General features: G+C 70.9%; 17 protein-coding genes. 15 read left to right on the forward strand and 2 right to left on the reverse strand.

The window, feature by feature from the left end; all coding sequences use genetic code 11:
• The first annotated feature begins 56 nt into the window (after window positions 1-56).
• Genes ACIQPR_RS34110 through ACIQPR_RS34135 form a run of 6 tightly spaced genes read left to right on the forward strand, consistent with a single transcriptional unit; the run spans window position 57 to window position 7011 of the window.
• Window positions 57-1703: a CocE/NonD family hydrolase gene (locus ACIQPR_RS34110; protein WP_403656218.1), complete on the forward strand. Its 1647-nt coding sequence runs from the start codon at window positions 57-59 to the stop codon at window positions 1701-1703.
• Entirely contained in the window at window positions 1700-3322 is a 1623-nt protein-coding gene (locus ACIQPR_RS34115) for an ABC transporter substrate-binding protein (RefSeq protein WP_403656220.1), read from the forward strand. The genes ACIQPR_RS34110 and ACIQPR_RS34115 overlap by 4 nt, the downstream gene beginning before the upstream one ends.
• 17 nt (window positions 3323-3339) lie before the next feature.
• Window positions 3340-4302 (forward strand): ABC transporter permease, encoded by a 963-nt coding sequence (locus ACIQPR_RS34120; protein WP_403656223.1) that lies wholly within the window; start codon window positions 3340-3342, stop codon window positions 4300-4302.
• Complete coding sequence (locus ACIQPR_RS34125) at window positions 4299-5171, forward strand: ABC transporter permease (protein WP_403656227.1); 873 nt, start codon at window positions 4299-4301, stop codon at window positions 5169-5171. The genes ACIQPR_RS34120 and ACIQPR_RS34125 overlap by 4 nt, the downstream gene beginning before the upstream one ends.
• Window positions 5168-6175 carry an ABC transporter ATP-binding protein gene (locus ACIQPR_RS34130; RefSeq protein WP_403656230.1) on the forward strand — a complete coding sequence of 336 codons (1008 nt, stop codon included), beginning with the start codon at window positions 5168-5170 and terminating at the stop codon, window positions 6173-6175. The genes ACIQPR_RS34125 and ACIQPR_RS34130 overlap by 4 nt, the downstream gene beginning before the upstream one ends.
• On the forward strand, window positions 6172-7011 hold the full coding sequence (locus ACIQPR_RS34135; RefSeq protein WP_403656233.1) for an ABC transporter ATP-binding protein: 840 nt from the start codon (window positions 6172-6174) through the stop codon (window positions 7009-7011). Before ACIQPR_RS34130 ends, ACIQPR_RS34135 begins: the two co-directional genes overlap by 4 nt.
• A gap of 66 nt (window positions 7012-7077) precedes the next feature.
• Here the strand turns inward: ACIQPR_RS34135 and ACIQPR_RS34140 are convergent, their stop codons facing one another.
• Window positions 7078-8904, reverse strand: coding sequence for a protein kinase (locus tag ACIQPR_RS34140; protein WP_403656236.1), 1827 nt, complete (start codon window positions 8902-8904; stop codon window positions 7078-7080).
• A gap of 368 nt (window positions 8905-9272) precedes the next feature.
• Between ACIQPR_RS34140 and ACIQPR_RS34145 the strand changes: the two genes are divergently transcribed.
• From ACIQPR_RS34145 to ACIQPR_RS34185, 9 genes are all read left to right on the forward strand, one after another.
• Window positions 9273-10793 (forward strand): hypothetical protein, encoded by a 1521-nt coding sequence (locus ACIQPR_RS34145; protein ID WP_403656239.1) that lies wholly within the window; start codon window positions 9273-9275, stop codon window positions 10791-10793.
• Window positions 10794-11070: 277 nt separating this feature from the next.
• Window positions 11071-11316, forward strand: a complete 246-nt coding sequence (locus ACIQPR_RS34150; RefSeq protein ID WP_403656242.1) for a hypothetical protein — start codon at window positions 11071-11073, stop codon at window positions 11314-11316.
• Window positions 11316-11693 (forward strand): fic family toxin-antitoxin system, toxin component, encoded by a 378-nt coding sequence (locus ACIQPR_RS34155; protein WP_403656245.1) that lies wholly within the window; start codon window positions 11316-11318, stop codon window positions 11691-11693. The genes ACIQPR_RS34150 and ACIQPR_RS34155 overlap by 1 nt, the downstream gene beginning before the upstream one ends.
• Before the next feature lie 358 nt (window positions 11694-12051).
• On the forward strand, window positions 12052-12633 hold the full coding sequence (locus ACIQPR_RS34160; protein ID WP_403656247.1) for a TetR/AcrR family transcriptional regulator: 582 nt from the start codon (window positions 12052-12054) through the stop codon (window positions 12631-12633).
• Window positions 12634-12704: 71 nt separating this feature from the next.
• Window positions 12705-13700, forward strand: coding sequence for a PDR/VanB family oxidoreductase (locus ACIQPR_RS34165; protein ID WP_403656250.1), 996 nt, complete (start codon window positions 12705-12707; stop codon window positions 13698-13700).
• A gap of 273 nt (window positions 13701-13973) precedes the next feature.
• Window positions 13974-15068 carry an SRPBCC family protein gene (locus ACIQPR_RS34170; protein ID WP_403656253.1) on the forward strand — a complete coding sequence of 365 codons (1095 nt, stop codon included), beginning with the start codon at window positions 13974-13976 and terminating at the stop codon, window positions 15066-15068.
• 8 nt (window positions 15069-15076) lie between these two features.
• Window positions 15077-16006, forward strand: coding sequence for a 3-keto-5-aminohexanoate cleavage protein (locus ACIQPR_RS34175; protein WP_403656256.1), 930 nt, complete (start codon window positions 15077-15079; stop codon window positions 16004-16006).
• Window positions 15993-17021 (forward strand): 3-hydroxyacyl-CoA dehydrogenase NAD-binding domain-containing protein, encoded by a 1029-nt coding sequence (locus ACIQPR_RS34180; protein ID WP_403656259.1) that lies wholly within the window; start codon window positions 15993-15995, stop codon window positions 17019-17021. Before ACIQPR_RS34175 ends, ACIQPR_RS34180 begins: the two co-directional genes overlap by 14 nt.
• The gene (locus tag ACIQPR_RS34185; RefSeq protein WP_403656262.1) at window positions 17021-17788 is read left to right on the forward strand and encodes a VOC family protein; all 768 of its coding nucleotides are present in this window, start codon (window positions 17021-17023) and stop codon (window positions 17786-17788) included. Before ACIQPR_RS34180 ends, ACIQPR_RS34185 begins: the two co-directional genes overlap by 1 nt.
• Window positions 17789-17881: 93 nt before the next feature.
• On the opposite strand, the gene ACIQPR_RS34190 is transcribed toward ACIQPR_RS34185, so the two are convergent.
• Window positions 17882-21208: a S8 family peptidase gene (locus ACIQPR_RS34190; protein WP_403656265.1), complete on the reverse strand. Its 3327-nt coding sequence runs from the start codon at window positions 21206-21208 to the stop codon at window positions 17882-17884.
• Between the last annotated feature and the right edge of the window lie 13 nt (window positions 21209-21221).

Raw genomic sequence — 21221 nt, forward strand, 5'->3', positions numbered from 1 at the left:
CGGACACTTCCCGTGCCCACCGCGGCCCCACCTCGACTTCCTCCTGGAGACCCGGGATGCCTCTGCCCGTGCACCGCGCCGAACCCGCTCCCGTCCCCGACTCCGCGATCCAGGTCATGGTCGCGATGCGGGACGGGGTGCGCCTGGCCACCGACCTCTACCTGCCGTCCGGTCACGACAGACCGCTTCCGGCCGCACTGGTCCGGCTGCCGTACGACAAGAACAGCCGCTACGTCTTCATGGACCGCATCGCCGCCTACCTCACCGCACGCGGCTACGCGGTCGTCGTCCAGGACGTGCGAGGCAAGTTCCGCTCCGAGGGCGAGACCATGCCCTTCGTCCACGAGGCCGACGACGGCTACGACACGATCGACTGGATCGTGCGCCAGGAGTGGTCGGACGGCCGGGTCGGAATGTTCGGCGACTCCTACTACGGCGCCACCCAGTGGGCCGCCGTCTCCGCCGGTCACCCGGCGCTGAAGGCCATCGCCCCCAGGCTCACCGGCGCGGACGGCATCCGCCCCGACTACTGGGAACGCGACGGCGTCACCCAGCTCTTCGGCGCCCTCTACTACGCCGGCTACTGGACCGACCGGTGGGTGTACGAGTTCGATCCCGACCTGACCCGCCGTCCCCTGATCGAGGCGATGACGGAGATCGCCGAGGGCATCGGCGCCCGGCCGGCCCTCTGGGACTCCTTCGTCCCCGAGGTGAAGCCGGTACCCGCGTTCCCGCACGGCCACCCCTTCGACGGACCGCCGCTGCCGGTGCTGCACCAGGCCGGCTGGTTCGACAACTGCCTCCAGCCCAGCATCAACGACTGGGCCGAGCTCTCCGCCCGCCCGGACTGGGCTCCCCTCCAGTACCTGCACGCCGACTCCATCGACCACGAGAACTACCACCTCGACGACGTCCCCGTACCGCCCGAACTCGACCACGCGCACGTGGACGCGGCGGTGGACCGGCTGCTGCCGCGCCACCTGGGCCCCCTCGTGGAGTTCTTCGACGTCTTCGTGAAGGGCGAGGGGACACCGGAGCGACTGCCCCGGGTGCGCTGGCACCACGGCCACCTCGGCGACCGGACGGCGGACCGTTGGCCGCCCGCCGGGGCGCGCACCCTGAAGCTGTACCTGGACGCGGGCGGCCTGCGGCCGGACGCCCCGTCCCGGGAGGAGAACGTCACCTGGGTGCACGACCCCGCGGACCTGGTCCCCACCCTCGTCCCGGACAGCTTCGCCGCGCTCCTCCACCACGTCGACGAGTCCCCCCTGCACGACCGCCCGGACGTGCTGGTCTTCACCACCGACCCGGTGACCGAACCACTCGACCTGGCCGGACCGGTCCGGGCCACACTCCGCGTCGGCACCGACGGGCCGAGCGCGCAGGTCTTCCTCAAGCTGCTGGACGTGTCGCCCGGCGGGAGCGCCCACGTCCTCGTGCGGGGCCAGCGGCTCATACCCGGCGGCGCGCCCGCACCGGTCGCCTTCGACCTCACCCACACCGGCTACCGACTGCGCCCCGGACACGCCCTGCGGCTGCACATCGCCTCCAGCGACTTCCCCATGTACGTGCCGCACCCGGGTACGGAGGAGAACCCGTGGCTCGCCACCGACGGCAAGACGACGACGCAGACGCTGCGCACCGGCGGGCAGCACGACTCCCACCTCTCCCTGACCGTGGTCGACACGGTGAGTCCGTCGTGACCGCGCTCAGGCGGCTGCTCCTCACGGTGCTCGCTCTCGCCCTGGCGGGCTGCACCGGCCTGCCGCGCGCCGAACTCGGCAGCACGACCCTGCGCAGCACCTCCGACAAGGCGACCGGCCCGCTCGACTCGCTGGTGTGGGACCTGCCCGCCGGCGAGCCGACCACCCTCGACTACCAGCAGGCCGGCGACTCCTCGCCGTACCTCGTCGTGAGCAACCTCTGCGACAGCCTGCTGCGCCTCAACCCGGACTTCAGCACCTCGCCCGCGCTGGCCCGCTCGTGGGACCAGCCCGACACCCGCACCCTCGTGCTGCACCTGCGCGACGACGTACGGTTCTGGGACGGCACCGCGCTCACCTCCGCCGACGTGGTCTACAGCCTGAAACGGCAGCTCGACCCCAACGCCATCGCCAACTCCTTCTTCGTCAACGTGAAGTCGATCCGGGCGACCGGCCCCCACACCGTCACCGTCCGCTTCACCCGCCCCGACGAACTGTTCCTCAAGGAACTCGCCACCACCGCGGGCACCGTCGTCCAGGCCCGCTACGCCCGGCGCGAGGGCAAGAAGTTCGGCACCGCCGCCGGTGGCGTGATGTGCTCCGGCCCCTTCGAACTCGCCGCCTGGAAGACGGGCGCCAGCATCGAGCTGAAGGCCAACTCCCACTACTGGGACGCCCGTTACCGGGCCCACGCCCGCAAGGTCACCCTGCTCTTCGTCACCGACACCACCGCGCTCACCCAGGCCCTGGCCAGCGGCGCCATCGACGGCACCTACGACGTCCCCAACGCCGCGCTGCCCACCCTCAAGGGAAGCGTGGCCGGACAGCTCTCCTACGGCCCCAGCCTCAAGTCCGTACAGGTGGCCCCGCTCCAGAACAAGGGAATCGCCGCCGAACCGGACATCCGCCGCGCGCTGTCCCTCGCCGTCGACCGCAGCCAACTGGCCGACACCGTCTACCGGGGCGCCGCCACCCCCAGCACCACCGTCCTCCCGGTCACCGGCTGGGACCCCGTGGCCAAGGCGGTCTACCAGAAGGCCGCCGCCGCCCTGCCCCTCGCCCACACCACACCCACCGCCGCCGACCTGCGCACCGCCCGCGCCCTGGTCGCCAGACACCCCGGCCTGCGCTCCGGCACCCTCGCCGTGGCGGCCGGAAACCAGGACCAGATCAACGCGGCGGCCGTCATCCAGCAGGCGGCCCGCTCCATCGGCATCACGCTCACGATCCGCCAACTGCCCGCCCTCCAGTTCTCCAGCATGTTCTACGACCCCACCTACCGCCGCGGGCTGGACTTCGTGCTGGCGGAGGCGTTCCTCGACATCCCCGACCCGCTCGACTGGATCCCCAACCTGGTCCTGCCGGACGCCATGTTCAACTGGGCCGGCTTCGACGACCCGGCCGTCACGGCGGCCCTCACCAAGGCGCAGCAGACCCTCGACCCGCACGAACGCGCCGTGCTGATCACCGACGCCCAGCGCCGCTGGGAGGCCAGGACCCTCGCCGTACCGCTGCTCTCCCCGTACGAGGTGACGTACATGAACAAGCGCATCACCGGCGCCACCACCTCCTTCGCCCAGACCTTCGCCCCGTCCCTCGCGCTGATCGGCAGCAGGTGAGTGCGATGAGACCTTCCATGACGAAACCCTTCGCCCGTACGGCGGCCACGGCACTCCTCCGGCTGCTCGGGGTCGCCGGCAGTGTCCTCGTCGCCGCGTTCGCCCTGTTCGCCGCGCTGGCCGCGGCACCCGGAGACCCCGCCACCCGGCTCGCCGGGACGCACGCCTCCGAGCGCACCCTGGAAGCCATCCGTCACCGGCTCGGTCTCGACCAGCCGCTCCCGGTCCGCTTCTGGGACTGGCTGACCGGCCTCTTCCACGGCGACCTCGGCACATCACTGACCTACCGCCAGTCCGTCTCCTCCCTCATCGGCCCGCGTGTCGGCGACACCCTCCTCCTCGTCGCCTACGCGGCCGTCCTGATCCTCGGCCTCGGCCTCGGGCTCGGCATCTGGGCCGCGCTGTCCCGCCGGACCGGCACAGTCATCACCGCGCTCACCGGCGTCGGTCTCGCGGTGCCCTCGTTCGTCGCCGCGTCCGCGCTGGTCGCGCTGCTGGCGGTGAAGGTCCACTGGTTCCCGGCCCTGGGCGGCGGCGGTCCCTCCCTCGGCGACCGGCTCCAGCACCTGACACTGCCCGCCCTCACCCTCGCGCTGTCCTCCGCCGCCTACCTGGCCCAGATGACCAAGGCAGCCGTACGCGAGGAGGCCGACCGCGAGCATGTCGAGACCGCGCGCAGCCGCGCCCTGCCCGGCCGCCGGATCCTGCGCCGGCACATCCTGCGCAACGCCATGATCCCCATCAGCACGGCCGCGGGCCTGACCGTGGGCGGACTGATCGCCGCGGACGTCGTCGTCGAACAGGCCTTCGGGCTCAACGGGCTCGGGGCGACCCTGGTGGCCGCCGTTGCCCAGAAGGACACCCCCGTCGTCCAGGCCGTCGGCCTGCTCATGGTCGTGGTCTTCATCGTCGTCAACGCCGCCACCGACGCCCTCCAGGCGGCCCTCGACCCCAGAATCCGGGCGGTGAGCTCCCGATGACCGACGTGTCCGCCGTACGGCTCGGCACCCGCGGGCTGTCCCTGCGTCTGCCCCTGCGCGGTGCCTCGCCCTCCACCAAGGCACTGACCGCGCTGGCCGCGCTCCTCGTGGCGCTCGCCCTGTTCGCCCCCGTGCTCGCCACCCACCGACCCGACGCCGTGAGCATGGCGGACGCGAGCCGCGACCCCTCCGCCGCTCACTGGCTCGGCACCGACGCCCTCGGCCGCGACCTGTACTCCCGCCTGCTGTACGGCGCCCGGATCAGCCTGCTCGGCCCGGCCCTCGTCATCGTCGGCGCCACCGCGGGCGGTGTCGCCCTCGCCCTGCTGTGCGCCTGGCGGGGCGGCCGACTGGACCGGATCGTCAGCCGGATCAACGACATCCTCTTCGCCTTCCCCGGCCTGCTGCTCGCCGTCCTCGCGGTCGCCGTCCTCGGCCCCGGACTGACCGCGCCCGTACTGGCCCTGGCCATCGCCTACCTGCCGTACATGGCACGCATCGTGCGCGGAGTCGCGGTGCGCGAGCGCCGACTCCCGTACGTCGCCGCCCTGGAGGCCGCCGGGATGTCGGCGTGGCGGATCAACCTGCGGCACCTGCTGCCCAACCTCGCGCCGTTCGTCATCGCCCAGGCCACCGCCGCGTTCGGCTCGGCGCTCATCGACCTCGCCGGAGTGTCCTTCCTCGGGCTCGGCGTCCAACCACCCACCTCGGACTGGGGGTTGATGGTCTCGGAGGGCCAGTCCTCGCTGCTCGCCGGAGCACCGGGACAGAGCCTGATGGCCGGCGGCCTGATCGTCCTCACCGTCGTCGTCTTCAACCTCCTCGGGGACACGATGATCGCCCGCAGCCACCAGGAGACCCTGCGATGACCGCCCCCGCACCCCTGCTGCGGGTCGACCACCTCGGCATCGACCTGCACCGCCGCCGCCAGGAACCCCGCACCCTCGTCCGCGACGCCTCCTTCGACCTCGCACCCGGCGAGGCCCTCGGCCTGGTCGGCGAGTCCGGCTCCGGCAAGTCGCTCACCTCACGGTCGGTCCTCCGGCTGTTGCCGCGGGACGCCCGCACGCACGGCACGATCACCTTCGACGGCCAGGACGTCCACGCGCTGCGGGGGGACCGGCTCACCCGCTACCTCGCCCACGACGCGGCGATGATCTTCCAGAACCCGCGGGCCCACATCAACCCGGTCCGCACCCTCGGCGACTTCCTCACCGAACCACTCGTCTGCCACCACGCCCTGAACCGGACCGAAGCGCAGGAACGGCTCGTCCCGCTCCTCGCCGAGATCGGCATCCCGGACGGCCCGCGCCGCCTCGGCCAATACCCCCACCAGCTCTCCGGCGGCCTGCTCCAGCGCATGATGATCGCCTCCGCCCTCGTCACCGAACCGCGTCTGCTGCTCGCCGACGAGCCCACCACCGCCCTCGACGTCACCACCCAGCAGGACGTCATGGCCATCCTCGACGAGCAACGACACGAACGGCACCTCGCCCTGCTCTTCGTCACCCACGACCTCGAACTGGCCACCGCCGTCTGCGACCGCATCGCCGTCATGTACGCGGGCACCATCGTCGAGCAACGCCCCGCCACCGCCCTGCACACCGGCCGCCGCCACCCCTACACGGCCGGACTGCTCGCCGCCCGGCCCGGCCTGGGCGAACCCGGCGCCCGACTGCCCGTCATCCCCGGCCGCCCGGCAGCGGCGTACGAGACCCCCGACGGCTGCCCGTTCGCCCCGCGCTGCGCCTTCGCCGAGGACCGCTGCCGCGCCGAACGCCCGCCCCTGCGCCCCGACGGCGACGGCGCCGTCGCCTGCCACCGCGCCGACGAACTCGCCGGCGACCTCGACCGGACGAGGGAGGAAGTATGACCGCTCTGCTGGAGGTCAGCGGCCTGACCAAACGCTATGCCCTACGACGCGACCACGTGACGGCCTGCGAGGACGTCACCTTCCAGGTGCGCAGAGGCGAAGCCCTCGCCCTGGTCGGGGAGTCGGGCGCCGGGAAGTCGACGGTCGTCCGACTCATCGCCGGCCTGGAGCAACCGACCACCGGCCACGTCCTGCTGCGCGGCCACCCGACCGACGCCCGCCCCAGAGGACGCACCGAGCGGCTGGCCCGGGCGGCGACGGTCCAGATCGTGCACCAGGACCCCTACTCCTGCCTCGACCCCCGCCAGACCATCGGCGCCGGACTCGCCGAACTGCTGCGCCTGCACGCCCGCCGGCTCGGCAACGGCTCGGCGACGGAGGCGCGCGTCGCCGAACTGCTGGACACGGTCGGCCTGCCCGGCCTCGCCGACACCCGCCCCGCCCGTCTCTCCGGCGGCCAGCGTCAACGCGCCGCCATCGCCCGCGCGTTGGCCGTGGAACCCGACATCCTGCTCCTCGACGAAGCGGTCGCCGCCCTCGACGTCTCCGTCCAGGCCCAGATCCTCAACCTCCTCGCCGACCTGCGCGAACAGAAAGGCACGACGCTGGTCTTCGTGACCCACGACCTGGCCGTCGTCCGCCAGCTCTGCCAGCAGACCGTGGTGATGCGAGGCGGCCGGGTCGTCGAGGAGGGCCCCGTCGCCCGGATCCTCACGGCACCGCGGCATCCGTACACCCAGGCCTTGCTGGACTCCGTCCCACGACCGGGCTGGCACCCGCGCAGGACGCGACGGACGGACCATACGGTGGACGCGATCGGTGACAGGCGGTCGTGAAACCGCCTGGTGTCGCGTAGCCCGGCCATGAGACGCGGCGCGATGATCACCAGCCGGGCAGGCGCTTCACTCCGTGCCGCGCAGGGCGAGCCACGTTTTGTGGTTCACGATGCCGTTGACGACCAGCAGCTTGTCGCTCTGGAAGCTCTCCACCGCCGACTCGGTTCCGTCACCGAAGTCGCCGTCCACGCCCGTGCTCCCGATGTCGTATCCGCGCTTGGCCAGCATGCACTGCACCTGGAGCACACGCTTGCCGGTGTCCCCGGGGACGGTGCGTTTGATGCCGCTGTAGTACGTGCAGTCCGAGATCCAGGCGGGAGTCGCGGGCTCGGTGGCGGGCGGTGTGGTCTGGGGTGAGGAGGGAGTCGGGTCGCCCGAGGCGGTGGAACCGGAACCGGAGCCGGCTCCAGCGCCGGTACCGGCACCGGGAGCGGAGGACGTGCCGTGAGATCCCGTTGTGGTGGACCCGGGGTCGTCGTCGGCGGGTGTGGCGACACCGTCGGAGTTCACGGAGCCGTCCACGCCCTTGCCGGAAGCGGTGTCCGCGTCCGACGCGCCGGGTCTCGGCGAGACGGCGGTGCCGCCGGACACCGTGTGGCCGGTGGTCCGGCCGGCGGCGGAACCGGAGCCGGAGTCGGTACCGGGCGCGGAAGCGGTGGGCGGTGCGTCGTGCCGGTCGGACCACAGGACTCCTGCGGTCACCGCGCAGACGGCGATGCCCGTGGCGATGGCCCAGAGCACCCGCTTCCGTAAGCGGGTGCCGGAACTGCTCTTCCGCGAGCGTGCCGGTGGCGTGGTGGCAGCGGCCTCGGCGGCCACTTCCGGGGCTTCGGGGGCGGACGGCGCGGAAGGAGCGGACGAAGCGTGATGGCCGGCCTGCTCCGCGGGAGTCGACGGCAGCGCCTTCGCCTTCGGCTGGACGTCCCTGGCCCGCAAGCCTGCTCGCGATGCGGCGGGGAGCCGGTGCAGTGTCTCGTACGCCCGCTGCCGGGCCAGCAGTTGTCCGGCCAGCGGCTCCGGCCACACGGTCGGAGCGGTGTGCGCCTCGGCCGTGTCGATCAAGTCCTGCCCTGTGGGCCGCCGTTCGGGCTCCTTGGCCAGGCAGGCTGTCAGCAGGGAGCCCAGCACGGGGTCCACCGCCGAGATCTCGGCGATCAGCTCAGGGTCCGGCTCCTCGAACGCGACCCGGTGCATGACGTCGACGCCGGTACCGTCACCGAACGGAGGGCGGCCCACCGCCGCGTACACGAGCGTCCCGGCGAGCGAGAACACGTCGGACGCGGTGTCTGACTGTCCGGTCCGCAGGTGTTCCGGCGACATGTAGGCCGGGGTTCCCACCCGGATGCCCGTACCGGTGATGTTGCTGGCGTCCACGGCCTTCGAGATGCCGAAGTCGATGAGATGGGCGCCGCCGACCGACATCAGGACGTTCGACGGCTTGAGGTCCCGGTGCACGACCTGCGCGGCGGCGAGGTCGGCCAGGGCCTGTCCCAGCTCCGCGACCAGACGCCAGACCGCGGTCGTGTCCAGGGCGCCGAGTTCGCGTACGGCATGGGCCAGATCGAGCCCCGGCAGGTACTCGGTGGCCATCCACAGCAGCTCGTCCTGGAAGCCCGTGCCGCACAGTTTCGGTGTGTGCGCCGTGCTGACCCGTTCGTGCAGCGAGGCCTCACGCTCGAACCGGCGCCGGAAGCCGGGGTCGTCCGCGTACTCCGGCCTGATCACCTTCACCGCGACCAGACCGGGCCCGCCGTCCGCCGGACAGGCGAGATAGACCCGCCCCATACCGCCGCTGCCGAGCAGGGCGATCGGCATGTACGGGCCGATGCGGTGCGGGTCGGCGGGACGGAGAGGCGACGCACCGGTCTGGCGGAGCGCGGCGGCCTCGCTCATTGCCAAGTCCGATGGCACAGGCCGCTGTTCAGACACGGAACCCCCGAAGTGATCTGCGCCGTACGTCAGTTCGGCCCCATGGAATGACGAGGCTAGCCGAGTGACGGCGTACGTTCAGGGTTTCCTGCACTTCTGTTCCGCCGGGGGGCGGTTCCCGGGCACGGCGCGTCGGCGGTACGGGGCGGTGTCGGGCGGCACTGCGACCGCAACGCGAGGAGAGGTTCCCCCGGGCGGAACCTGTTCGCCGCCCGACGGACGCTTGGGCGCAACCTTCCGGTGTTTTGGCGTGTCCACGTACTGTGCTGACGATACGTAGAACATGGCGAACGGCGGCGGGTGTCGCATGCGCGACCGCTGTGACCGCTGTCATGGCAGTCGCGGCCCCGGCCGCGCACGCCGCCTCGACGACGCTCGTCCTGGACACCCAGGAGAACTACTACCTCCCCACCGGGGGAGAGGGCCCGAACCTGGGCCTGGGCATCACCGCCTCGGGCGGCGACGCCCATGACGTCTCGGTCACGGTCGACGCGTCGTCCCTGGCCGGGAAGGCGACGATGGTGGTCACGGGGGACTGCGTGAACACCGGTACTCTGAAGGTGAGATGCGACGTGGGCCCGCTGTCGGGCAAGGAGTCGATCGACCCGTTCCTCCTGAAGCCCACCGCAGCCGCCAAGGCGGGCGACACCGGTGCCATCACCTACACCGCCACCGCCTCCGACGCGGCCACCGTGACGGGGAAGACGGACGTCCTGGTCGGCGGGCCGAAGCTCGCCGCCCGGCCCTACCCGGCCTTGAAGGGCATCGAGCCCGGCGCCGTCTTCGAACGCAGCCCGGCCTTCGCCAACACCGGCACCGCCCCCGCCGACAAGGGCGTCATGCTGCTGGTGCAGGACTCGGACGGCGTCTCTCTCGCCAGAGACCACTCCAACTGCCACTACTCGGACCTGCCCGACATCGGCGCCTGGTGCCGGTTCGACACCCCGGTCGCGCCCGGCACGGCCTACACGACGGACGTGCCCCTGCGCTACACCGCCTCCAAGGACACGATGTACGGCTACAACACCTACGTCGTGTGGCCGGTCGGCGGCACCGCGCCCGACTCCTACGACCCGTCCGACTTCCCCGACACCGGCACCGGCGCGCCGCTCGGCCTGAAGTCTGTCCCCTCCGGCTCCGGATTCACCGGCTCCGGGTACGGCACCTTCGCCACCACCCAGCACGCCGACTACCAGGCGCTCGGCGACACGGTCGAGGGCAAGGTCGGCGAGACCGTGAGCATCACCGTGGGCGTGCGGAACAACGGGCCGGGCCTGATGAACTTCCGGTGGATGGACACGGAGAACTCCGGCACGTTCGTGGTCACCCCGCCCGCCGGCACTACGATCACCGGCGCCCCCGGCCCCGGCGAGCAGGGCGATCCCGGGCCACTGTGGAACTGCACACCGCGCAAGGCCGGCGCGAAGAGCTACACCTGCGACATCGGCAGCACGGACTTCAAGCCGGGCGACTCGGTGACCCAGGAGTTCACGGTGCGGATCGACCGGGTCGTCCCCGGCGCGCAGGGCAGCGTACGGGCGGTCCAGAACCCCGCGTACCCCAATCGTGACGACGACACGGCGAACGACACCGCCGCGATCACGGTGAAGGCCACCGGCTCGGCGACGTCCAGCCCTTCGCCCACCGCCTCCGCCTCCCCTTCGGCCACGGCCACCGCGAGCCCGTCCGGTTCCGGGGCGGGAAGCGGGACCGGGACGACGACGGGCGGCGGGCTCGCCGCCACGGGCACGGACGGAGTCCTGCTCCGGGTGGGCGCCGCCGTCCTGCTGGTGGCGGGCGGCGCGCTGGTGTTCCTGGTCGCGCGGAGGTCGCGGCCGTTCCGCAGCCGCTGACACCGTCCGGCACGGCATGCGCTCGTGCACGCACGGACGTCCGGTGCCTGTGTTCCGTCGACCGGTGACGGCCCGGCGATACCGCCGGACCTGAGAGGGGAGGGTGTTCCAGAGCGTCGGCCGGCCACGGACGATGACCCGGAACACCCTTCGCCGGCAGGCAGTTGGGGCGGATGATGTTCTGCACCGCGTTCGCGGACCCCGACACTGGCGGCGGGGCGAACCGAGTCCGGCCGCTGTTTCCCGCGAGCCTGGTAACACCTGTTACCATCCGCCTATGGCGAAGACCCAACTCGGCGTTCGCGTCGACTCCGACATCAAGGAACTCGCGCAGGCTCGGGCCAAGGACCTTGGCGAGGATCTGGGCGAGTACATCGCCCGCCTCGTCATCGAGGACACCGACGGCCTGCGCCGACGGGGCCTGGACGCCGCGAGCCGATTCCTGGACGAGCACCAGAGCCTCTTCGACGAGGCCGAGGACCAGGACACCGGCCGCGCCGGGCGGGGAGCCCACGCCGCGTAATGGAATTGCACATCGACGTCCCGTGGATCCTCCAGGTCGCGGAACTGGCGGGTGCCGGAGACCCGGCGCCGGACGACTACGGCGTACCGGTTGCCGCCGTCGCCTGCCACCGGGCCGAACTCCTGGAGCAACCGGTCTACGACGGCCCGTACGCGCGCGCCGCGGCCCTGATCCACATCCTCGGCCGGTGCCGGTGGCTGGAGCGCTCCAACATGGCCGTCGCCGCAGCGACCGGTGTGATGTATCTCGAAGCGTCCGGCATCCAGGTCAAACCCGCCCGTGAGGACGCACTCGGCCTGCGCGACCTGCTGCGCGATCCCACGTGCAACGCTGCGAAGATCGCCGCACTGCTGCGCACCTGGCCCCGCACGACCTGACGGCTGACGGCCTCGGTCCGCGAACCACGGCATGGAGCAGTCACCTGCTGCGAACGGGTTCGCCGCGCAGGGCGTCGACTTGGGCAAGGCTCAGACCCTGCTCTCGCCGGTGGGCGAGGAGCGATGAGTCACACCTTCACCTCGCGGTCCGCTGTTCGTGCGTATGCGGGTCACGGCACCTGGCGGCCGAACTCGGCTTACTGGCGCGCCGCAACTGGGTCCACTCGGCATCGACGAGTTCCTCGACAAGCGTCCCTTCCCCGTCGAGCGCCGGCCCCGCACCGGGAGGCTAGGGGGCGCCGCGACCGGTGAAGTGCGGCGCCCCCGGGCCTTCCTGGAGCGCGGTTATGCTGACGGGATGACCAGCAATCCTGTCGATCCTCCTGAGAAAGACCGGCAGGAGCGCATCCTCGATGCCGTTCTCGACCTTCTCGCGCAGCGCGGCATCTCCGGCGTGAGCATGCGCGCCGTCGCACGCGAGGCCGGTGTCGCCCTCGGGCTGGTCAACTACTACTTCGACGACAAGACGAAGCTCATCTGCGCGGCGCTGCGTCGGATCGAGGAACAGGACGTCGCCCTGGTCGCGTTCGACCCCGACCTGTCGGCGGAGCCGCAGTTGCGCGCGGCGCTGCGGCGCATCGTGGCACCGGAGTTCCTGACCACGCAGTACCTCTCGCTGCGCCTTCAGCTGTGGTCCCTCGCCCAGGCGCACGAGGACTTCGCCGCGATCAACACGACGGCGCAGCAGCGCTACCGGGCAGGACTGGCCGTGCTCATCCAGGCCACCCGGCCGGATCTGGACCGTGAGGAGTGCGACCGGCGGGCGTCCGACGTCGACGTCGTGCAGAACGGCATGTGGCTCACCGCCCTGCTCGGACTGGACCGGGCTTCACTGCGGCGTGCGGTGACCCGGTGCGAGGAGATCGCGCTGGCGCCGTAGCGGCACAAGTGGGGAGCGTCCGCCCCAGGTGTGACGGGCCGAGGTATTGAACGGTCGTACAAATTCCGCCTATGCTCCGTGGGGTCACATTGGCGACCGGCGGTGGTGGGTGGCGCTCCGTGGATCAGTTGTCGAACGCTCGGCTCGTCCGGAGAACACGGTTGAGCGATGAGATTTCCGCTTTCACCTTCGCCGCGCTCGACGGAGCCTTCGTCGGCTGCGAGGCCGGGGCGCACGTGGCCGTGCACCTCCCGGGCGGACTGATCCGCACCTACTCCCTCACCGAGTGGGAGCCCGACGGGTCCACGGCGAGTGTCGCGGTCAAGATCGAGCCGGGCGGCCGTGGCGGCTCGGTCGCCATGCACGGACTCGACGTCGGCGACACCGTACGGATCGCCGCCCCGCGGAACAACTTCCCCCTGGTGACCGGCGACCAGCCGATCGTGCTGATCGGCGGCGGGATCGGCATCACCCCCGTCTACGCCATGGCACGCACCCTGAGCGGCGACGGCCGGCCGTTCGACCTGCACCACCTGGTGAGGACGCGGACCGCCGCCGCCTTCGAGGCCCCGCTGCGGGCGCTCGGGCCGGACGGCGGATACCACCTGCACTGTGACGACGTGGACGGGCTTCCCGACTTCGCCGGACTGCTGAACGGCTATCCGCCGGACACGCACTTCTATGTGTGCGGGCCCGAGGTCATGCTCGCGGCCGTGCTAGCCGCGCGGGACGCGTCGGACCGAGGCACGGTCTTCTTCGAGCGTTTCGCGGCGGCGCCCGGCGATGACGACCAGGCCCGCGACTCGTTCAGCGTCGTCCTCAAGTCGACCGGGGAGGAGTTCGAGGTCCCGGCGGACACGTCGATTCTGCACGTGCTCCGGGCGGCGGGCCGCGAGGTCGACTACGCCTGTTCCGAAGGCGCGTGCGGCACCTGCATCACCGATGTGCTGGAGGGTGAGATCGACCATCGCGACTCGATCCTGGCGGAGGAGGAGCGGCTGGCCGGCGACTGCATGTGCATCTGTGTGTCCCGGGCACGATCGGCGCGGCTCCTGCTCGACCTGTGACGACGACGGCTCCCGCGCTTCCCGGATCCGACTGAACGCGACCGTGGACGCGGTCGTCGCCGGGGCGGATGTCCATTGGGCGTCCGCCCCGCCGCGCCGCCCTCGCGACCGTCGTCGAATCACGGAATAAGCCCGCGACCGAGGGTTGAACGATCGTCCAGTCGTGAGTAGTCTGCGTTCATGATTCCCGTCACTGTCGATGATGTTCGAAACATCTCCGCGGGTATTCACAAAGACCCCGCGCTCTCCAAGTCCCTTCGCTCCGAAGCGTATGTGGAGCCCAAATGGTTCGACGCCGAAATCAACGGCGTCTTCGCTCGTACCTGGCAGTGGGTCTGTCACATCGAGAAACTCAGGAAACCAGGCAGCTATGTGTCCGCGACCGTCGCCGGAATGCCGATCGCGGTGGTCCGGGACCGTGCCGGAGTGCTGCGCGCCTTCTACAACGTGTGCAAGCACCGCGCGCACGAACTCCTCTCGGGGTCCGGTACCGCCCGCAACATCATCTGCCCGTACCACGCCTGGACCTACGCCCTCAGTGGCGAGCTGAAGGCGGCGCGCCGCGCCGACGACATGGAGACCTTCGACAAGTCGGAGATCTGTCTGGACCAGGTCCAGGTCGAGGAGTTCGGCGGCTTCGTCTACGTCAACCTCGACCCGGCCGCCAGGCCCCTCGTGGACCAGGCCCCGGACCTGGCGGCCGAGATCGCCCGCTGGGCGCCCGACGTAGCGGAACTGACCCACGCCAAGCGCCTGACGTACGAACTGAAGAGCAACTGGAAGAACGTCGTCGACAACTTCCTGGAGTGCTACCACTGCCATGTCGCGCACAAGGAGTTCGTCGACCTGATCGACATGGACACCTACGACGTCAGGACACACGGCATCTGGTCCAGCCACTTCGCCGAGGCCGGCAAACAGAAGAACTCCGCCTACGACCTCTCCGGCGCGACGATCAGTCAGCACGCGGTGTGGTGGCTGTGGCCGAACACCTGCCTGCTGCGCTACCCCGGACGCGGCAACTTCATGGTGTTGCAGATCCTCCCGGACGGGCCCGAACGGACCCTGGAAACCTGGGACTTCTACTTCGAGACCCCCGAACTCAGCGCCGCCGAGGTCCAGTCGGTGAAGTACATCGACGACGTCCTGCAACAGCAGGACATCAGGCTCGTGGAGAGCGTGCAGCGCGGTATGCGGACCCCCGCCTTCGACCAGGGGCGCATCGTCTTCGACCCCTCCGGGACCGGGCTGTCCGAGCATGGGGTGCACCACTTCCACAGCCTTCTGGTCGGCGCCTACCGCACCCTGGTCGGCATGGACGACGAGGGCGCCGAAGGTCCGGACCGCCTCGCGACGACCAACGTCTGAGGGACACCATGCCCAAGCCAGTCATCGTGACCTGCGCCCCCACGGGCGGCATCCACACCCCGACGATGTCACCGCACCTTCCGGTGACTCCCGACGAGATCGCCTCGGCCGCCATCGAGGCGGCCGAGGCCGGTGCGGCGATCATCCACCTGCACGCCCGAAATCCAGAGACCGGGAAGCCCGACCCGCGTCCGGAACTCTTTCAGCAATTCATGCCGAGGATCGCGAACGCGTGCGACGCGGTCCTCAACGTCTCCACCGGCGGAGGGCTGGGCATGTCGCGCGAGGAACGCCTCCGGGCCGCCGTGGCGACCTCTCCCGAAATGGCTTCGCTCAATGTGGGCTCGCTGAATTTCGGCATCTTCCCGATGCTCGGGAAGTACTCCCAGTGGCAGCACGATTGGGAGCCGGAATTCCTGGAGATGACGCGTGACTTCGTCTTCAAGAACACCTTCTCCGATCTTGAGTACATCGTGAAGGAACTGGGCCAGGGCCACGGCACGAAGTTCGAGTTCGAGTGCTACGACCTCGGGCATCTGTACAACCTGGCCTGGCTGATCGACCAGGGTTGGATCGAGCCGCCGTTCTTCGTGCAGATGGTCTTCGGAGTCCTAGGCGGAGTCGGCGCGGACCTCGACAACCTCATGCACATGCACACCATCGCGGACAAGCTCTTCGGCGACTCCTACGAGTGGTCGGTGCTGGCCGCCGGCCGTCACCAGATGTCGTTCGCGACGCAGGCGGCCATGCTCGGCGGCAATCTGCGCGTCGGCCTGGAGGACAGCCTCTTCATCGGCCGTGGCGAACTCGCGCCGTCCAACGCCGCCCAGGTGCGAAAGATCCGGGGCGTCGTCGAATCTCTCGGATACGAACTCGCCACGCCGAGCCAGGCCCGGGAACGCCTCGGACTGAAGGGAGGCGACCATGTCGCTCTCTGAGCCGGACAACCACGCGCCCGCAGCCACCGGAGGACGCGTGGCGACCCTGGGCGGCGGACTGATCGGCCGCAGCTGGACGGTGCTCTTCCTCGCGGCCGGCAAGTCCGTCGCCGTCCACGACCCGGACCCCGCCACCGAGGCCCGGGTCAAGGAGACGGTCGAAGAGGCATGGCCGGTGCTCACCGCTCTGGGCCTGGCGAAGACGGACGAACCCCAGGGCGACCTGATCGTCTGCGACGACCCGCGCGCCGCCGTGGAGGGCGCGGAGTTCGTCCAGGAGAGCATCCCGGAACGGATCGCCCTCAAGCACGAGCTGTACCGCACCATCGAGCCGGCCCTCGGAGCGGACACGGTGGTGGCTTCGTCCGCCTCGGGCCTCACCCTCGGCGAACTGCAAGGAGGATGGCGGCGGCCGGCACGCTTCGTGCTCGGCCATCCGTTCAACCCACCGCACCTGATCCCTCTCGTAGAGGTGATGGGCAACGAGCTCACCGACCCGGGCGTGGTCGAACGGACCCGCCGCTACTACGAGTCGGTGGGCAAGGTGACCATCGAAGTCAGGCGCGAGGTACCGGGCCATGTCGCCAACCGGCTGCAAGCCGCGCTGTGGCGCGAGGCCATCCATCTCGTCAACGAGGGGGTCGCGACCGTCGACGACATCGACACCGCCGTCTCGTCCGGTCCGGGCCTGCGATGGGCCGTCATGGGTCCCACCCGACTGTTCCACCTGGGCGGTGACGACGGTGGCCTCGCCGCCTTCTGCGAGCGCTACGGCGACAGTTTCAACCGCTGGTGGGACGACCTCGGCACACCCCGCCTGGACGACGCGACCGCGGCGAGCCTGGTCGAGGGCCTGTCCGCGGCCACGAACCCGGAGGGCATCAGGGCGCTGGCCGCCCAGCGGGACGCGCTGCTGACCGCGGTCGTCGCCGCCACGCACGGCACCGGCACGCACACCTCCGCCCCGGCGGTCCGTCGGACGGACCTGGGAACACCAGAGGAGGGCAGTGCGTGATGTCCGACTTCGACATCGACCACACCTCCTTCGCCGTGCACGACGCCCTGGGCTGGGCCAGACGGCTGCGCAGGGACCTCGGAGCGGTCCCCATCACCGGAGAGGTCCTCGCGGAGTTCCGCTACCTGCTCCTCCATGTCGGCACCGCCGACACCGGTGGCCGCCTGGAGCTGCTGGAACCGGTCGGCACGGACGGATTCCTCTCGCGTTTCCTGGCGTCCCGAGGGGAGGGGCCGCATCACCTCACGTTCACCGTGCCCGACCTTCATGAGGCGGTGCGCCGGGTCCGTGCCCTCGGGATGACCGTGGTCGGCGAGGACCACGAACACCCGTCATGGCGCGAGGCGTTCATCATGCCGGACCCCGTCCACCGCACGGTCATCCAGCTCGCACAGTCCGACAAGTCCTACCCGAAGCCCGGCGAACTCATCGGCAGCACCGACCGGGACCCCTCCGCCTCGCCGAGCGTGGCCGGGGCGACGGACCCGCTGTGGTGGACACCGCTGTGGGACACCCCGGCCGAGGGCCACGGGCGGCTCGGGGCCACACATCTGGTGTCCCAGGACCGGGATGTCTCGCTGCGCCTGTTCGAGGGCGTCCTCGACGCGGGCGTCAGCGAGCGGGACGGTTCCCTGGAACTCACCTGGCCCAGCGGGTCGATCCACCTGCACAGCGGCGACACCCCGGGCATCACCGGGGCAGACCTGCACGGCGGATCCGTCGAAGCCGTCGACATCGGATCCTCCCGGCTACAGCGACACGTGTGACGTCCGCCTTGCCGTACCCCGGGCCGGGATGCGACCCAGCCCGGAGATGGCGACACGATCACAGACTGCACGCCCCTGCTGGGCGCACACGTCTCAGCGCAGGCTGTACGCGCGGATCACCGTGTAGTCGACCGTGCCCCCGTCGGCCCGGACCGCACTGGCACGGAAGGAGACGGAACCCTTCGCGGGGTGGTGCAGCGCCGCGAGCCAGGTGTCGGTTCCGGTTCGGTGGAGGGCGACCCGATGCCAGGTGGCGCCCTCGTCGTAGGAGACGTCCACGCTGATCCGGCGAGTGGCGGACGGAACCGAACCCGGCTGGGGCTTCAGGCTGAGCGGAACCAGGTACGGCCTGCCGCCGGGGGCGCTGTTGGCGAGGTCGACCCTCGGGGTGAACGAGAAGGACGACAGCGGCAGATACGTCCACTTGTCGGTGCCGACCTCACCGGACTTGAAGGTCCACGAGCCGCTGATCCGCGTCGACGTGTCGAAACCCGTCGTGCGGTCGACGGCGTACTCCAGTCGGTACGACGACTCGGCCGCGGGGACCGGTCCGCTCGCGTCGTAGAAGTACTTCGGGATCTCGGCCAGTTGCGTGCCGTCCCGGTAGAAACCGACGCGCCCGCTGTCCAGCAGGGAGTAGCCGGTGTGGCCCGAATCGTCGCCGAACGGCGGCACGTTGAGGAGAACGGTGTTGCCGACACGGGCGACGTAGGTGCGGGCGTTGAACTTCGGTCCCGCCGGGCCGCGTTGCCAGTCCACCGTGTAGCGCCTGCCGGGCCGCCAGGTCGTGTCGTCGTACCAGAACTGGGTCTGGCTCGCGCCGATGATGTCCCAACGGTTGTTCCAGGTCACGCCGTTCGCGCTGTAGTAGATGGTCCGTGTGCCGGGCACGTCGTACTGGATCGCCGCCGATATGGCGCTGCCGCCCTCGGCGGGGAAGCCCCAGTTGTGCATGTAGCCCTTCTGCCCGGTCGGCCACACGCTGTGGTTGCGGGTGGTCACGGTGGCCAGTTCACCGCGCCGGACGGTGTGCCGGTAGTCGGTGAGGAACCGGCCGCGGACGAAGTCGACGATGTCGTACTCGTACGGCGAGTTGAAGAACGTGCCGTCCGAAGTCGGCTCCGCCCAGCGGCTGGTGACGTCGGAGACCATCGTGCCCTCGTCCGCGGTCACCTTGTCGCCGAGGTCGGCCGTGTACAGCGTGCCGAAGTCGGCGCCGATGATCCGGGTGTCGACCGAGTAGCCGCGCGGCAGCACGCGGGTCAGTCCGACCGCGGCCAGCTTGGTTCGCGCGGAGGACCTGGGCACGGTGACCGACACCGGGGTGCCCGCCCGGGCGTCCAGGGCGAGCGCGCCGGTGTCGTCGTGGCCGACGGTGAACGACGGCTGGACCAGCAGGGTTGAGCTGCCGTCGGGGCTGACCACCTGCGCCTGGATGTGGTACCGGCCCGGCCGGAGCTTCACGGACACGGTCCCCGAGGCGTCGTACGGGAACTGGATGACGTCGAGGTCCAGTCCGACCGCCCAGAGCGAGTAGTCGCCCGCCGGTGCGCCGGTGCGGTCGGTGACCTTGAACGTGACGGTGCGGGTCTCGTGGCCCTTGGTGATGGTCAGGGGTGTCCGGACCGAGACGCCGTCCGCGCCGGACGCCTGGAGGACTCCGGTGAAGGTACCGGTCGCCGACCGCACGGAGGTGTCCGCGGTCAGTACGGCGTCCGCGGTCGACCCGGCCGGGACGAGCAGCCGCGCCGGGCTGACCGTGAACAGGCCGTCCGGACCGGCCGTTCCGTCCGGGGCCACGGCGGTGGTCGACAGGTCGAGGGTGACCGGCGTGGAGCCGTCGTTGCGGTAGGTGACGGTTCTGGTGACGGGAGTGTCGTCGTCGGCCGGCCAGGCCTGGGTGCCCAGGGCCAGGCTGGACACCCCGGGCACGATGCTCTGCCGCACCGCACGGGCGACGTCGACACGTCCGGCGCCCTGCTGGAACACGGTGAGCGCCGGATTCGGCTTCGCGGCCGACATCAGCGCGGCCTTCAGGTCGGCGCCCGACCAGGTGGGGTGCTGCTGTTTGAGCAGGGCCGCCGCACCGGCCACGTGCGGGGTGGCCATCGACGTCCCGCTGAGCTGGGTGTAGCCGGGGGAGTACTGCGGATAGTCCGAGTTCTTGGAGAGCGCCGCGACGATGCCGACGCCCGGTGCGGTGATGTCCGGCTTGATCGCGCCGTCGACGCGCGGGCCGCGGTTGGAGAAGTCGGCCAGGTTGTCCTGCTTGTCGACCGCCCCGACCGCGAGGGCCGCGTCGGCTGTGGCGGGGGAGGAGACGGCGCCGTCCTGGCCGTTGTTGCCGGCGGCGATGACGAACAGGGCGCCGGTCTGGGCGGTCAGTCGGTTCACGGCCTCTTCGAGGACGTCGACCCCTGGGGAGTCGGTGCCGCCCAGGCTCATGTTGATCACGTCGGCCTTCGGCGCGGCCCACTCCATGCCGGCCAGGATGGCGGACTCGGCGCAGGTCCGGGTGGAACAGACCTTCCCGATCAGCAGCTTCGCCCCGGGCGCGACGCCCTTGTACTTCCCGTCCGACGCCGCTCCGCTGCCCACGATGGTGGAGGCGACGTGCGTGCCGTGCCCGACCTCGTCCGTGGTGTCGGCCGCGTCGCTGAAGTTCTGCTCCTCAAGGATCCGGTCGGCGACGTCCGGGTGGGTGTCGTCGATCCCGGTGTCCAGGACGGCCACCTTCACGCCCTTCCCGTCGTACCCGGCCGCCCAGGCGGCGGGGGCGCCGATCTGCGGGACGCTCTCGTCGAGTTGGACCTCACGCCTGCCGTCGAGCCAGACGTGCCGGACGCCGTCGGCCGCCTTGATCTCCTTCCAGAAGGCGCCCGCTTCGGCCTTGCGGACCTCGACGGCCGCCGCGCGCAGAGCGGGCAGCGCGCGGGTGACCCGGGCGGAGCGGATCCTCGGCGCGGCCTTCGCCGAGCCGTACGAGACGATCGTGGGAAGCTCGGTGGCGTGCGAGTCGTCGTACCTGTCCCGCACCAGCTCGGTGACGTCGAACAGCCGCGGGTCGATCCGCTTGCCGGAGACCAGGCGCAGTGCGTCGTTGGGGATGACGTACTGGTGGCCGTCGTGCGTGCTCTGACTGAAGCCGACGCGCTCGCGGCCGGGCGCCGGGTCGAGCGAGACGCGGGAGCCGTCGACGTAGACCCGGTCGCCGGTCAGCAGGGTGACCCAGCTGCCCTTCGACGACGTGGCGGACATGGCGGAGGTCGGCACGGCCGCCGACCCGCCGACGGTCCAGTCGGCAGGGCCGGGGCCGGGCGCGGGGCCCGCTGTCGCGGTGGAGGTCAGGCCACCGGTCAGGCCGCCGGCCAGCAAGGTGACGGTGAGCGCCGGACCGGTCAGCCGCCGAAGTCTGGACATGAATCTCCCCTCG

This window comes from Streptomyces sp. NPDC091280, assembly GCF_044768565.1.
GTDB lineage: Bacteria > Actinomycetota > Actinomycetes > Streptomycetales > Streptomycetaceae > Streptomyces.